Source organism: Nitrospirillum viridazoti CBAmc (assembly GCF_000730165.1).
GTDB lineage: Bacteria > Pseudomonadota > Alphaproteobacteria > Azospirillales > Azospirillaceae > Nitrospirillum > Nitrospirillum viridazoti.
On sequence record NZ_CP022111.1, the window covers coordinates 210,319 to 224,324 of the forward strand.

12 protein-coding genes are annotated in these 14,006 nt (G+C 67.7%); 5 read left to right on the plus strand and 7 right to left on the minus strand.

Annotation, left to right across the window (positions count from 1 at the left end; translation table 11 throughout):
* Window positions 1-28: 28 nt before the first annotated feature.
* From Y958_RS14415 to Y958_RS14430, 4 genes are all read right to left on the minus strand, one after another.
* On the minus strand, window positions 29-1,450 hold the full coding sequence (locus Y958_RS14415) for a homospermidine synthase (protein ID WP_088873996.1): 1,422 nt from the start codon (window positions 1,448-1,450) through the stop codon (window positions 29-31).
* Window positions 1,451-1,566: 116 nt separating this feature from the next.
* Entirely contained in the window at window positions 1,567-2,922 is a 1,356-nt protein-coding gene (locus Y958_RS14420; protein ID WP_088872784.1) for a type III PLP-dependent enzyme, read from the minus strand.
* 533 nt (window positions 2,923-3,455) lie between these two features.
* Complete coding sequence (locus tag Y958_RS14425) at window positions 3,456-4,475, minus strand: MraY family glycosyltransferase (RefSeq protein WP_088872785.1); 1,020 nt, start codon at window positions 4,473-4,475, stop codon at window positions 3,456-3,458.
* A gap of 75 nt (window positions 4,476-4,550) precedes the next feature.
* Window positions 4,551-5,054, minus strand: coding sequence for a lipocalin-like domain-containing protein (locus tag Y958_RS14430; protein ID WP_088872786.1), 504 nt, complete (start codon window positions 5,052-5,054; stop codon window positions 4,551-4,553).
* Window positions 5,055-5,189: 135 nt separating this feature from the next.
* Here Y958_RS14430 and Y958_RS14435 point away from each other — a divergent pair, with 135 nt between their 5' ends.
* Window positions 5,190-5,759 (plus strand): CGNR zinc finger domain-containing protein, encoded by a 570-nt coding sequence (locus Y958_RS14435; protein ID WP_211098653.1) that lies wholly within the window; start codon window positions 5,190-5,192, stop codon window positions 5,757-5,759.
* Between the two features lie 3 nt (window positions 5,760-5,762).
* Here the strand turns inward: Y958_RS14435 and Y958_RS32385 are convergent, their stop codons facing one another.
* The 3 genes from Y958_RS32385 to Y958_RS14445 form a co-directional block, all read right to left on the minus strand.
* Window positions 5,763-5,945, minus strand: a complete 183-nt coding sequence (locus tag Y958_RS32385) for a hypothetical protein (protein ID WP_244909520.1) — start codon at window positions 5,943-5,945, stop codon at window positions 5,763-5,765.
* Between the two features lie 123 nt (window positions 5,946-6,068).
* Window positions 6,069-6,323: a hypothetical protein gene (locus tag Y958_RS32390; protein WP_244909521.1), complete on the minus strand. Its 255-nt coding sequence runs from the start codon at window positions 6,321-6,323 to the stop codon at window positions 6,069-6,071.
* A 312-nt stretch (window positions 6,324-6,635) separates the two neighbouring features.
* On the minus strand, window positions 6,636-8,513 hold the full coding sequence (locus Y958_RS14445; protein ID WP_088873997.1) for a PHA/PHB synthase family protein: 1,878 nt from the start codon (window positions 8,511-8,513) through the stop codon (window positions 6,636-6,638).
* An 899-nt stretch (window positions 8,514-9,412) separates the two neighbouring features.
* Here Y958_RS14445 and Y958_RS14460 point away from each other — a divergent pair.
* From Y958_RS14460 to glpX, 4 genes are all read left to right on the plus strand, one after another.
* A complete protein-coding gene (locus tag Y958_RS14460) occupies window positions 9,413-10,159 on the plus strand; it encodes a hypothetical protein (protein WP_145727879.1) in 747 nt (248 codons plus the stop codon).
* 203 nt (window positions 10,160-10,362) lie between these two features.
* Window positions 10,363-11,580, plus strand: coding sequence for an LL-diaminopimelate aminotransferase (locus tag Y958_RS14465; protein WP_088873998.1), 1,218 nt, complete (start codon window positions 10,363-10,365; stop codon window positions 11,578-11,580).
* Window positions 11,581-11,612: 32 nt separating this feature from the next.
* Window positions 11,613-12,908 (plus strand): homoserine dehydrogenase, encoded by a 1,296-nt coding sequence (locus tag Y958_RS14470; RefSeq protein WP_088873999.1) that lies wholly within the window; start codon window positions 11,613-11,615, stop codon window positions 12,906-12,908.
* A gap of 125 nt (window positions 12,909-13,033) precedes the next feature.
* Window positions 13,034-14,005 (plus strand): class II fructose-bisphosphatase, encoded by a 972-nt coding sequence (glpX, locus tag Y958_RS14475; RefSeq protein ID WP_088874000.1) that lies wholly within the window; start codon window positions 13,034-13,036, stop codon window positions 14,003-14,005.
* The last annotated feature ends 1 nt before the right edge of the window (window position 14,006 follow it).

The window sequence follows — 14,006 nt, forward strand, 5'->3', positions numbered from 1 at the left end:
GCCAAGAAGGGAGGGGGCTTTTGCCCCCTCACACAACCCGCACGTTCTTGAACTGCCAGGCGTCGTCGCGGTCCAGGTCCTCGGGGAACAGGGTTTCGCGGCCGTCCAGCGGGGTCCAGTCGGTGTAGACGCCAACCACGGGCCCCAGGTAGGGCGTGGCGATTTCCATGACCCGCTCGAACGAGACCTCGTCGGCCTCGACGGGGCCTTGCGTCGGGTTCTCCAGGGCCCAGACCATGCCGCCCAGGACGGTAGCGCAGACCTGCAGGCTGGTGGCGTTGTTGTAGGGCACCAACTCGCGCGCCTCGGCCACGGTCAGCTGCGAGCCGTACCAATAGGCGCCCTTCTCGTGGCCGCACAACAGCACGCCCAGCTCGTCGATGCCGTCGACGATCTCGGTCATCAGCAGGCGCTGCCGCTCCTGCTGCACATAGCCCTTGCCCACAAATTCGTGGATCGAGGTGATGGCGTCGTCGCAGGGGTGATAGGCGTAGTGGCAGGTCGGGCGGTAGGCCACGCTGCCGTCCTCGTTACGCGCCGTGAAATAGTCGGCGATGGAGATGGCCTCGTTATGCGTGACCAGGAAGCCGTGGAAGGGGCCTTCCATCGGCGTCCAGGTGCGCACCTTGGTGCTGATGCCCGGGCGGTTCAGGAAAATGGCCGCCTGGCTGCCGAACGCGTGGCGCTGGCCGTCGGCGGGGAAGTGGCGCTCATGCGTGCCCCAGCCCAGCTCCGCCGGCTGGCAGCCTTCGCTGACGAAACCGTCGATGGACCAGGTGTTGACGAACTCGCCCCGCTCGCGCGGGCGGTCGGCCACCTGGGTGTCGCGCTCGGCCACATGCACGGTCTTGATGTTCAGGCGCTGCGCCAGGCGGGCCCAGCCGTCGCGCGTGGTGGGCACGGCCACGTCCAGGCCATTGTCCTGGGCGATGTTCAGCAGCGCCTGCTTCATGAAGTGCGACACCAGCCCCGGGTTGGCGCCGTGGGTCAGCACGGCGGTAGGGCCACCGGGATAGCGGGTCTTCAGCTCCAGCGCCGCTTCGCGCAGGGCGTAGTTGCTGCGCAGCGACGGCGACAGGCTGGGGTCGGTGTAGCCGCCCACCCAGGGTTCGATGCAGGTGTCGAGGTAGAAGGCGCCGGCCTCCTGGCACAGCTCCACCAGCGCCAGGGAGGAGACATCGACCGACAGGTTCAGGACGAAGTCGCCCTTGCGCAGCAGCGGCACCAGAATGTCGCGGTGATTGTCGCGGGTCAGGGGGCGGATCTGGAAATCCACCTGATAATGGGCCGCCTCATCCCGGCCGCGCGCGTCGGCCGTGATGATGGTGATGCGGTCGGCGGTGATGTCCAGGTGCCGCAGCACCAGGGGAAGCACGCCTTGGCCGATACTGCCGAAACCGATGATATAAAGTCGCCCGGGGATGGCGGCATGTTTCACGGAATGGGACATCATAAACTCTCCGGGCTTTACCAACGGTTGACCGACCGTCTGTTGCTGTCGCGAATTCGCCGGCGTTCCTTCACGGGCGCCGGCCCCTCTGTTGAATTAAGAGCGCCGTGTTTGCCTCAAGCGATGCGGCGACGCAATATGCCGTATCGCGAATTCCGCCGAACCGGGGCGGAGACCAGTCCTGCGGTTGCCACCAGCGGGGCGTCGCGGACCTCCACCAGGCGGGCCTGGTCGAAGCCGTTGAAGGCCGTGCGCAAGGCGGCGCCGTAGGCACCCAACTGACCGATCTCGATCCAGTCGCCCTCGCGGATGTCGGCGGGCAGCAGGAAGGGACCGCGCATGTAATCGGCGCTGTCGCAGGTGGGACCCCAGAAGCTGAACTCCTGCAGCGCCTCGGCCCGCGTCGGGCGAATCAGGCGCACGGGGAACCGCATGCCCAAGGCGCCGGCGTCGGCCAGGCTGCCGTACGCGCCGTCATTGATGAAAAGCTCCGAACCACGGCGGCGTTCCACCTGGACGACGACCGAGGCGCCGGTGGCGACCAGGGCGCGGCCCGGCTCGCACCACACCTGCACGTTCGGCGCCAGATCCATGGCCACCAGGCCGTCGCGGATGGCGGCCATATAGTCGGCCAGCGGGGGCGGGTCCATGTCGGGGTAGCGGGCGGGGAAGCCGCCACCCACGTCCACCACGTCGATGGCGACGCCGGCGGCCTTCACCACGGCGTCGGCGATAGCCAACGCGCGGGTATAGGCCTGAGGGTCCATGCACTGGGAACCGACGTGGAAGCAGACGCCCACGCGCACGGCCAGCGGCCGGGCGGCGCGCAGCAGGGCCACCGCCTCGTCGAAGGCGGCGCCGAACTTGGCCGACAGGTCATAGGCGGCCTGGCCCTTGGGCATGCCCAGCCGAATCATCAAGCCCAAATCCGCCGCCACCGGGTCCAGGCGGGCGTCCACGCCGTCGGCGCCGGGCACGCCCTCGGCCACCACCTCGACGATCTTGGCCAACTCATCGGCCGAATCGAGCGAGAAGTCGCGCACCGACTGCTCGAAATAGGCGGACCGGATGGCGGCGCGGTTTTTCACCGGGTGCATGTAGTGCACGGCGGCCGACGGATACATCTGGCGTGCCAGGCGGATCTCGGCGGGGGACGCGCAGTCGAAGTGGCGCAGGCCGCCCTCGGTCAGGGCGCGCAGCATGGTGGGGTCGGGGTTGCACTTCACCGCGTACATGACGGCGCCGCGCGTGCCATCGCCCAGGGCTTGCTCCACGGCGTCGTGGAAGGCGGCGATGAAGTCACGCGCGTTGGCGGCAACCTGGCGGGGGCGCAGGCAGTGCATCGGCTCCGCCGGGGCCAGGCTGGCGACCAGGCTGTCCACGGTGGGGGCGGGCGCGGGAATGGCGGAGGCACGGGCCTGCGCGCGCACGCGGCGCAGGGGGGAAACGGCGGAACGGAAACGGTAGGCCATAACAATACCCCTGTCCGGCCCCGTCGTCGCCCTCGGGCGTACAGGGAGCCGGCTTCATTCGGCTGAACCAGGGACCGCGCGGGGAAACGGGCATGGCGGTGGCGCCAGGGGCCGTTCAACGTCAGCGATCGGTGGGAAGGGGAATGATCTGGTCTAGCGCCGTGATTGCCGGGCCATCGGGTCGATCCGTCGACCTTAAGACCTCAAAGCGTCAACAGACGCGTCAGGACCAGAAGGGGCTTACCGCTTCACCGCCCGTTTTATGGTGGAAAGCATGATGTTGGTTCCCTCTCAAGGCCCGGCCCAGTCACTTCGGCCGGATCTGCTTAAAAAGGACGCCTAACGTCGTTGCTTAACCATCCAAGGGTCCGGGCCATGTTCGATGACCGGAACCCAGGGGCCAGTGGCACGTGCGGGTGCGTCGCGAACTCTGTATTTAGGCGATTTGTCGCCCCAAGCAAACTTAAATTTTTGAAGGTCCGCTTCCCGCTCATCTCAAGGCTGGGTAAGGAACCTGTTAAGCAGGACCGGACTCAGGCGGCGCCGCCGTTCGCCTGGCCTTTGGACGCCGTCTTGGCATGGGCCATCCAGGCCAGCAGGGCCGCGACGGTAATGGGCGCCACCACCACCCAGCTGGGGTCGGTGAACGACAGGATGGCGCTGGCGGCCAGGGCGGCATTGGCGGCCAGGATGGCCAGGGCCACCAGGTCGTGCCGGCCCAGGCGGCGCACGGCCTGCTGGTAAAAGTGCTGGCGGTGGGCCTGCCACACCGGTTCCCGCCGCCACAGGCGCTTGGCCAGGGTCAGGGTGGCGTCGCTGAGGTAGTACAGCGGCAGGATCAGGGCCGGCAGCCACAGGCCGTCGCCGGCCGCGCGCAGCAGCAGCCAGCCGGACAGGAAGCCCAAGGGCACACTGCCGACGTCGCCCAGGAAGACGCGGGCCGGGTGCCAGTTCCAGGCGATGAAGCCCAGCGCCACGCCGGCCAGGGCCAGGGCGTAGGAGCTCATGAACCCCATCAGGCCGGCGGCGAAGTAGGCGGCGGCCAGGCCTAAGCCCAGGCACAGGGTTTCCACCGCGCTGATGCCGTCGATGCCGTCCATGAAATTGAACAGGTTGACGAACCACACCCAGGCCAGGCCGGCCACGAAGCGGTCCAGCCAGTGCGGCAGCCAGCCCTGGAACACCAGGGCCTCTGACGGCAGGGCCGATAGGCCCACGGCCACGGCCAGCACCTGGGCCAGCAGGCGCCAGCCGGGCGGCACGCCACCCAAATCATCGGCCCAGGAAATGACAGCCAGGGCCAGCGCGGCGGCGATGGTGGGCCACAGCGTGTCCATGTCCCCCGCCACCAGGCCGGTCACGGCCCAGGCGCCCAGCAGGGCCGGCACCACACCCAGCCCGCCGCCGCGCGGCGTGGGCAGGGTGTGGCTGGAGCGCTCGTTGGGCTGATCCATGACTTGGCGGCGTTTCAGCCACCAGGTGGCCGCCCCCACCAGGCCAAGGGCCAGCAGGAAGGGCAGGAACAGGCAGAGGAAGGGGGTCAGGATGGACATGGGCCCCTCTTTTAAGCGACTCGGAGTGGCTTCACAAGGCCGGCCGCGGTTGACGCGCCGTCGTGCGGCCGGGGGTCACGGCGCCCTGCGCCACACCGAATAGGCCACGGTGCCGTCGCCCGAGGCGCTGGCCGGCACGCCATAGCTCAGCAGCCCGCCGTCGTAGGTGTAGTCGCGCACCTGCCGCTTTCCTTCCCAGTTGGGGAATGACGCCGCCTGCACGTCGAACACCAGCTGGTGATGCTCGCGGTCGATCTGGACGGTGCCGAAGTGGGTGCTGGAGCCCAAAACGGCCTGCCGGTACTCCTCCGCCGTGCCCTGGGTCTTCACGCCGCTGGCGAAGGCGGGCCGGCCCACCCGGAAGATCTGCATGTTGTAGCGCCCGGCCGAATCGACGGTCAGCAGGCCCAGCGGGTGTTCGCCGTAGTTGGTCGTGCGGCTGCCGTCGGCATGGATCTCATACGCCGCGTCCATCACCCAGGTGCCCTCCAGCGAGGCCAGGTCGGCGGCCCGGGCGGCGGTGGAGGTGCCCAGGGCCGCCAGCACGGCCAGGGCGGACAGACTCTTGTCGAAACGCATGGTCGCTTCCTCTCTTATGTAACCGGTTAATCAGGTTTCAGTGGGGCGATGGTTGCCCTTATCCGTGAAACCTGTCAATACGGTTACATGCGACAGGGCGACCATCACTCAATTCCTCCAGTGGGGGCCCCTCCCTTGGCGGAGGAACGCGACGGCTTCCGCTTCCGGGGCGGCTGCCCTGCCATTGATCTGCCGGCCACCTTGCAGGCGCGGCTGAAGCCCTCGCCGCGCGAACTGCTGGCGACGCCGGAGGATGTACGGCGGTGGATGGGGGCGGCCGGCCTGACCGACACGGCACCGCCGGCGGATGAGGGGGACTTGGCGCTGGCGCGACGCCTGCGCGAGGCCATTTACGATCTGGCCGTCCATCGGCATGGCGGCAGCGGCCCGCCGGGCGGCAGCGTTGAGTCGGCGCTGGATGTCCTGAACCAGGTGGCCGCCCTGCCGGCGGCGACACCCGCCCTCTCCCAGGCGGGGGGCGTGCGCCTCTCAGGCCCCATGACGGCCTTCATCGCCACGGTGGCGCGCGACGCGGTGCATCTGTTCGGCAGCGGGGCGCCCATCCGGCAATGCCAGTCGCCCGCCTGCACCCTGTTCTTCGTCGACACGTCCCGCGCCGGCGACCGCCGCTGGTGCTCCATGAAAGGCTGTGGCACGAAGGCCAAGGTAGCGGAGTTCCGACGGCGCAAGCGCGAGGGGGCATGAGCGTTAGGCCAAGAGTTCTTGATCGACCCGGAATACGCCCTTGATCATTTTCGGATTCCGGACGGCGATTTGGATATGGGTTTTGTCGCTGAAGCCTGAGCCTGGATAGGCCTGTTCGCCTTCAACGAACACGCCTTTCACGGTGTCGAAGGGAGCCTTGGCCTGCGAGGATGTGGGCGGCTTCAATGACGGCGCAATCCAGTCGCCTAAGATGGACGCTATTGGCTGGGAGTGGTGAGCCCAGCACATCCAGGCTCATGCTCAACGTTCTATAGGCAGTCTTCAGGACGTCCACGCCGGCTTCAGTGGTCAAGTCCAGGCAGTGCCCAAGGTCGATGACGCTCCGACAACCGCGGGATGCTTCTTGGACTTCTTCCGTTTCAGCGCTTCTTTGGCGAAGGCGAGGCCGCGCTTGGGATTGGCTTCCCAAAAATAGATGCCGTGACCCAGCCAATCGTAGTCATTCTCGGATTGTTTGAAAGGCGCGCCCGCCAACAGGGCCTTGGCCACTGCCTGGGAACAGCCATGATAGCCCAGCACAAATCCGTAGCTGAGCTTATGCACTTACGATTTGTAGGGCTCTGAAAGCTTTCCGTCCTTATCCACAATCCCAGCGCGTTGCAGGAAATCGAGAGCTTGTCGACGAGCGGCTTCAGGGTTCTTGGAATAGGAAGGTGCCGCTCGGGCTAGCGCCTGCAAAAAGCCTTCGTCCCCCAGTCTAAGAGGGGCCTGCGAGGCGGATACTGCGGCGGGTTTCGGCATGATCCTAGTGATCTAAGGTCGTAAAGAACCCAGTCAGTATCATCCCGGATAGCTGATGCTGTCCAGTGGCCACCGACACGGGGATTTTCAGCCCCCGTGTCGGCATCGCCGAGTTCACTCCACCACCCGTACCTTCACATAGCTGCCGGGGGCGTCCTCGATGGGCTTCAGCTTGCCGTCACCGGGCGTGCGGGCCGGCACCTGCGGGCCGGCGTATTGCTTCAGCCAGTCGGCGTAGACGGGCCACCAGCTGCCCGGCACCTGGGTGGTCCCCGCCAGCCAGTCGTCGGCCGAGGCCGGCAGCGCGTCGTTCAGGAAGTGGCTGTACTTGTTGGCGGCCGGCGGGTTGACCACGCCGGCGATATGGCCGGAGGCCGCCAGCACGAACTTCACCGGCCCGCCATAGAGCTGGGTGGCGGCGTAGGTGCTTTTCCACGGCGCGATATGGTCCTCGCGGGTGGACAGCATGAAGGTGGGCGTCTTGATGGTCCGCAGATCGATGGGCACGCCCTTCAGGGTGATGCCGCCCGGCCGGACCAGCAGGTTCTTCTGGTACATGTTGCGCAGGTAGAAGCTGTGCATGGCCGGCGGCATGCGGGTGCTGTCGGAATTCCAGTACAGCAGATCGAAGGGGAAGGGGTCCTTCCCCAGCAGGTAGTTGTTGACCACGAAGGACCAGATCAGGTCGTTCGAGCGCAGCATGTTGAAGGTGGTGGCCATGGACTGACCATCCAGGTAGCCCCGGCTTTTCATGCGGGACTCCAGCGCGCCCAGCTGTTCCTCGTCGATGAACACCGACAGCTCGCCCACGTCGGTGAAGTCGGTCAGGGTCACCAGGTACATGGCGCTCTTGATGCGCGCGTCTTTCTTGGCGGCCATGTAGGCCAGCGTGCCCGACAGCAGGGTGCCGCCGATGCAATAGCCGATGGCGTTCACGCCCTCCTCACCGGTGGCGTCCTTGATGGCGTCCAGGGCGGCCAGCGGCCCCTCGACCATGTAGTCCTCGAAATCCTTGGCGGCCAGCTTCTCATTGGGATTGACCCAGGAGATGACGAAGACGGTGTAGCCCTGCTCCGTCAGCCAGCGGATCAGGGAATTGGCCGGCTTCAGATCCAGGATGTAGAACTTGTTGATCCAGGGCGGGATGATCAGCAACGGCGTCTTGTGCACCGTCTCCGTCAGCGGCGCGTACTGGATCAGCTGCATCAGCTCGTTCTGGAAGACCACCTTGCCCGGGGTGACGGCGATGTTGCGTCCCACCTCGAACGCCGCATAGTCGGTCATGGAGATGGCCAACTGGCCCCGGCCGCGTTCCAGGTCGCTCAGCAGGTTCTCCAAGCCTTTCAGAAGGTTGTCGCCGCCCGTCTCCAGCGTGACGCGCAGCACCTCGGGATTGGTCAGGGGGAAGTTGCTGGGCGACAGCGCGTCCACGAACTGGCGGGTGAAGAAATCCACCTTCTTGGCGGTCTTGCCCTCCAGCCCCTCCACCCCACGCACGGCGGTCTGCACATACTTGGCGGTCAGCAGATAAGACTGCTTGATGAAGTCGAAGACGGCGCTTTCCTCCCAGGACTTGTCCTTGAAGCGCTTGTCCTCCTTGGCGGGGCTGATGACCGGCTCAGCCTCCTCCCCCATCAGGCGCTGGGCCGTGCGCTGCCAAAGGGCCAGATAATCCTGCCACAGGCCCAGTTGCGCCTCGATCAGACGGTTGGGGTCGGCCATCAGCCGGGCCGTCATCTCCATGAAGGCGCCGCCCAGATTGAACGGGTCCAGGTTGGACAGGTTGGCCGGCAGGCTGCTGAAGGGCGCGGCGATGGACATGGGGTCGGCGGCGGCGGTGCCGTCGGCCGGCGTCTGCGCCTGGCGGGCCACGAAATCGGCCACCAGCCGCTGCGCCTGCTCCGCGATGCGGTTCATGGCCAGCGTCATTTCCACCGGATCGGGCAGGCGGACCTCGCCATTGGACCCATCCTTGGCGGTATCTTTGGCCACGGGCTTGGCGGCTGCCGCCTTGGGGGCTTCGGCACCAGATGCTTCGGTCTTGGGTGCCTCGGCCTTGGGTGCCGGGGCCGGCATGAAGGGGGGCGGCTTCGGCGCGTCCGGCACGGCGGCGGCCGGCATCACCACGCTGGGCGGCAGGGGGGTGGCCTTGCGGCGCGGCGCCTTGGCGGCCACGGCGGGGGCGGCGGCGGCCTTGGCCGGCTTCCCGGCCCCCCGGGCCGCTCCTGGGGCGGCCTTGGCCTTTTCCGCCGTTACGCCAGCCACGGGCATGGGCGCCAGCGGCTCTTGCGTCAGGTTCTTGTGCGCCTTCAGGTGCGGTGCGCCCGGCACGGGCGGAGCGATGGGGGTGGCGCGCACCACCTTCGGCCTGGGCGCGGCGCTGGTCTTCGCAGGCGCCTTGGGCGCCGGGGCGGCTTTCGCCTTGGGCGCCGGGGTGGCTTTGGCTGTGGCGGATTTTGCCGCCGCAGCCTTCGCCGGGGCAGCCTTCACGGGCGCGGCCTTGGTGGCAGGCTGGGGCGTGGTCCCGCGGACCTGGGCCTTAGGCGCCGCGGTCTTCGCGGCGGGTGCCTTCGCAGCGGCGGCTTTGGCGGCAAGGGCCTTGGGCGGCTGAGTCGGGGCGGGGGCGACGGTGTCGGGGGCAGTCTTGGAAACACGCGGGGACCGGGTACGCTTGGGCGGGGTATCGGCCATGCTTTCTTGTTCCTTCGCCTCGATTACCAGGGGGTATTACCAGGGGGCTATTCTGATGAAGCGGCGCCCGTGCGAGGTGTTCCGCGCGAGTCCGGCGGGGGCGCCCGCCCGCTGCCCGGCCGTTCCGCCGCCGTAAGAAGGCTGGGTTACGGCTGGTCACGGCGCTTGCGGCCCGTGGGGATTTCATACACGATCCGGCCATGATTTTCACCGACGCTGACGCACGGCCCACGGGTGCAAGCACCCAGGAAGGTCACCCCAACCGTTTCCGGCCCCACCGGGGGGCGCCCCTGGGCGCCGCCGGTGCCGTCGCGGGCGCGCGCGTCCTTGCCGGTCGCGGCCTGCTGGCGTTGGTCCTGGCGGGCGCCGGGTTGAACCTCGGGGGATGCGCTGGCCAGCTGGTGCCCCAGGCCTTGTTCCATGATGGCCCCGAGGATCCGGAGCCCATGGCCAATGACGCCAGCAGCAAGGCCCTGTTGTTGGGTGAGCGCCCCGTGCGCCGCGTGGGGCCGCCGCCCGATGTGTGGCCCAACCTGGCCTCCGTGCCGGAACGACCGAAGGACGTGCCCGATCCCGCCACCCGGCAGAAGGACATGGACGCCCTGCTGGCGGACCGGACGGCGGCGGGCTCCATCGCCACGGACCTGAACAAGTACCAGGCCTCCCCCGACCAGCAGTCCGTGCAGCGCGCCACCTCGTCCAACGCCCTGTTCGGCGGCCCGTCCGCCGGCGGCCAGGCCGCGCCCAGCCAGAGCAAGATGCCGGTGGTGCCCAGCGCGCCGCCCGCCGTGCCGGGCCGCGTGCCCGACGCCGTGCCGGCCGTCCCTGTCGCCGCCCCGCAAGCCAAGCCTGCCGGTACCGCCGCCGCCCCTGCCGCCACCGGCGCCGCGGCTAGCCAGGCTGGTGCCCCCGCCGCCAACGGCACCAGCCAGACCCCCCAGAACTGATCCGGCACATCCCGGGCCCGCATGGCCCGTGGGGGCAGGATTGCGGCGGAAAATTAGCTGGGCGCGGGTGTTCTTGTAAGCAAATGTCTTGAAACGGGATGCCCGCCCTGTGGAAATTGCTGTCGCCCGGCTTCGGCCGGGACGATACAAACCCATCGGTCACCATGCCTCCCATCCACCCTGAAATCGGTACAGACCGTCCCATGAACGAAGAGTTCCACCGCATTAAGCGCCTGCCGCCCTATGTGTTCGCCGAAGTGAACGCGATGAAGGCGCGAGCTCGCGCGGCCGGTGAGGACATCATCGATCTCGGCATGGGCAACCCCGACCAGCCCACCCCGCCCCACATCGTGGAAAAGCTGGTGGAGGCCGTGCGCAATCCCAAGACGCACCGCTATTCCATGTCCCGCGGCATCCCCGGCCTGCGCAAGGCGATCTCCGCCTATTACAAGCGCCGATTCGACGTCGACATCGACCCGGAGACGGAGGCCTGCGTCACCATCGGCTCCAAGGAAGGGCTGGCCAACCTGGCCCAGGCCATCACCAGCCCGGGCGACGTCATCCTGGTGCCCAATCCCTCATACCCCATCCACCCTTTCGGCTTCATGCTGGCGGGGGCGGCCCTGCGGCATATCCCGGTGGTGGAGGGCGTGGACAATTTCGTGGAGACGCTGGAACGCGCCATCCGCCACTCGGTGCCCAAGCCCATCGCCGTCATCGTCAGCTTCCCGGCCAACCCGACGACGCAGACGGTCACGCTGGACTTCTACCGCCCGATCGTGGAGCTGTGCCTGAAGCACGGCATCTACATCCTGTCGGACATCGCGTACGCGGAGATCTATTTCGACGGCAACCCGCCGCCGTCCATCCTGCAGATCCCCGAGGCGCGCGACATCACGGTGGAATTCAACAGCCTCAGCAAGACCTACAACATGCCGGGCTGGCGCGTGGGCTTCGGCGTGGGCTCCAAGAAGCTCATCGGCGCGCTGGCCAAGTTCAAATCCTATGTCGACTATGGCGCCTTCACCCCCATCCAGGTGGCGGCCACCGCCGCGTTGAACGGGCCGCAGGACTGCGTGGAGGAAATCCGCCAAATGTACAAGGCGCGCCGCGACGCCCTGATCGATGGCCTGGCGTCCGCCGGCTGGGACGTGCCGCCGCCGGCCGCCACCATGTTCGTCTGGGCCCGCATTCCCGAGCCCTTCCGCGCCATGGGCTCGCTGGAATTCTCCAAGCTGCTGTTGCAGGAGGCGCAGGTCGCCGTCTCCCCCGGCATCGGCTTTGGCGAGTATGGCGACGAGCATGTGCGCTTCGGCCTGGTGGAAAACGTCCAGCGCATCCGCCAGGCCTGCCGCAACATCCGGGGCTTCCTGCACCGGACTGGCAACGGTGGCGACGCTGCCTCCAAGAAAGTGATCTAAGTCTGATGGTTGCGGTCGATAAGGGGGAAAGCATGGGTACGGCACCGCTGCGCGTGGGCATTGCGGGTCTTGGCACCGTCGGCGCCGGGGTCCTGAAGCTGCTCGCCACCCAAGGCGACCTGCTGGCCCGGCGTGTTGGCCGGCCGATGGTGGTCACGTCCGTCAGCGCCCGCGACCGCAACCGTGACCGGGGCGTCGATCTGTCGTCCGTGCGCTGGTACGACAACGCCGTCGACCTGGCGTCGGACGACCAGGTCGACGTGGTGGTGGAGTTGATCGGCGGGTCGGACGGCATCGCCGCCCGCACCGTCGAGACGGCCCTGGCCCATGGCAAGCATGTGGTCACCGCCAACAAGGCGCTGCTGGCCCACCACGGCACGGCGCTGGCCACCCAGGCCGAAGCCCAGGGCCTGACCCTGGCGTTCGAGGCGGCGGTGGCTGGCGGCATCCCCGTCATCAAGGGCCTGCGCGAAGGCCTGGCCGCCAATCAGGTGCGCGAGGTGCACGGCATCCTGAACGGCACCTGCAACTACATCCTGACCGAGATGCGGACCACGGGCCGTGACTTCGGCGACGTCCTGGCCGAGGCCCAGGCCAAGGGCTATGCCGAGGCCGATCCCAGCTTCGACATCGATGGCGTGGACGCGGCGCACAAGCTGGCCATCCTGACCTCCGTCGCCTTCGGCACGCGGGTGGACTTCGCCAATGTGCATGTCGAGGGCATCCGCCACATCTCCGCCCTGGACATCGACTACGCCGGGCAGCTGGGCTACCGCATCAAGTTGCTGGGCATCGCGCGCCGGACGGAAAACGGCATCGAGCAGCGGGTGAACCCCTGCATGGTGCCGGTCGGTTCCCTCATCGCCGCCACCGACGGGGTGTTCAACGCCGTGGTCGCCGACAGCGATTTCGCCGACAAGGTGGCGCTGGTGGGCCGGGGGGCCGGAGCGGGGCCCACCGCTTCGGCCGTGGTCGCGGACCTGGTGGATATCGCCATCGGCCGCCGCACCCCCACCTTCGCCGTACCCGCCGGCCAACTGGCACCCCTGACTCCTGCCCCCTTGTCGGCGCGGCGCGGACGGTATTATGTGCGCCTCATGGTGGTCGACCGTCCGGGCGTCATCGCCGACGTCGCCGCGGCCCTGCGCGACCAGAACGTCTCCATGGAGTCGTTCCTGCAGCGGGGGCGGGCGCCAGGTGAGGCCGTTCCGGTGGTGCTGACCACCCACGATACGGAAGAAGTGGCGATGCTGCGCGCCCTGGCCGTCATAGGCGGGCTGGACGCGGTTCAGGAAACCCCGCGCATGATCCGTATCGAGGATTATTGACACACCACCGTCACGGACCCCGTCCTTATAATAAGGGGTCCGACGGCAAACAGACTCAGGGGAAGATGACTATGAGCAAGGCTATCGAGGCGCCCGTCGATCCGAAGGGCGACATCAGCCTGGTTATGGACCGTAACCTGGCCCTGGAAGCGGTGCGCGTGACCGAGGCGGCCGCCTTGTCCGCCTCGCTGCTGATGGGCCGCGGTGATGAAAAGGCCGCCGACCAGGCCGCCGTGGATGCCATGCGCAAGGCCCTGAACAGCCTGGCCATCGACGGCACCGTGGTGATCGGCGAGGGTGAGCGCGACGAGGCGCCGATGCTGTACATCGGGGAGAAGGTGGGCAGCGGCCATGGTCCCAAGATCGACATCGCGCTCGACCCACTGGAAGGCACCACCATCACCGCCACCGGCGGCCCCAACGCCCTGGCGGTCATCGCCATGGCGGAATCGGGCGGCTTCCTGAACGCCCCCGATGTTTACATGGACAAGATCGCCGTGGGCGCCGGCCTGCCCGAGGGCGTGGTCGACATCGATGAGAAGATCGAGACCAACCTGAAGAACCTGGCCCTGGCCAAGCATGCCACGGTGGAGGAACTGGTGGTCTGCATCCTGGACCGCCCCCGACACCGCGAGCTGATCGCCCGCGTGCGCGCCGCCGGCGCCCGCATCATGCTGATCGGCGATGGCGACGTGTCCGGTGTCATCTCCACTGCGCAGCCCGACAGCGGCATCGACCTGTATGTCGGTTCCGGCGGCGCGCCGGAAGGCGTGCTGGCCGCCGCCGCCCTGCGCTGCATCGGCGGCCAGATGCAGGGCCGCCTGCTGTTCCGCAACGACGACGAACGCGCCCGCGCCAAGCGCTGGGGCGTCACCGACCTGGACCGCAAGTATGGCCTGACGGACCTCGCCAGCGGCAACGTCATGTTCGCCGCCACCGGCGTGACCACCGGCACCATGCTGCGCGGTGTGCGCCGCTTCCCCGGCGGGGCCTACACCCATTCAGTGATTATGCGGTCGAAGAGCGGCACGGTGCGCTATGTTGAGGCGCACCACAATCTCCGCACCAAGACCAAATTCATTCCGGATGCAGAATAAC